Source organism: Vibrio sp. 1401 (assembly GCF_033340295.1).
In genome coordinates this window covers 1-541 of the sequence record NZ_JAWOWF010000760.1, presented here as the reverse complement: position 1 = coordinate 541, position 541 = coordinate 1, and the positions used below count along the sequence as shown (strand labels likewise).

The 541-nt window shown below is 48.6% G+C and carries 1 protein-coding gene; it reads left to right on the top strand.

Annotated elements, in window-relative coordinates:
* Positions 1-541 (top strand): protease HtpX (gene htpX, locus R7Z77_RS28010; protein ID WP_318137388.1); only part of this gene is annotated, 541 nt, incomplete at both ends.

The window sequence follows — 541 nt, the reverse complement described above, 5'->3', positions numbered from 1 at the left end:
ATGGCACTACGCTCAGTTGGCGGCATGGTGATTGAAAGCCCACGTAACGAAACAGAGCATTGGTTGCTTGAGACGGTAGGCCGTCAAGCGCAACAAGCGGGCATTGGTATGCCAACAGTAGCGATTTATGATTCTGCAGACATCAACGCATTCGCGACAGGGGCTAAGCGTGATGATTCACTGGTTGCTGTATCGACTGGTCTTCTACACAACATGACGCGTGATGAAGCTGAAGCCGTTCTGGCGCACGAAGTGAGCCACATTGCGAATGGTGACATGGTCACGATGACGCTAATGCAAGGTGTTGTGAACACGTTTGTTATCTTCCTATCCCGTTTTATCGCCAATATTGTGGCATCGAACGATGATGAAGAAGGTCAAGGTACAAACATGATGGTTTACTTCGGTGTATCTATGGTGCTTGAGCTAGTGTTTGGCTTCTTAGCAAGCTTTATTACCATGTGGTACAGCCGTCATCGCGAATTCCATGCCGACGCAGGTGCTGCTCACTTAGTTGGTAAAGAGAAAATGATCGCGGCAT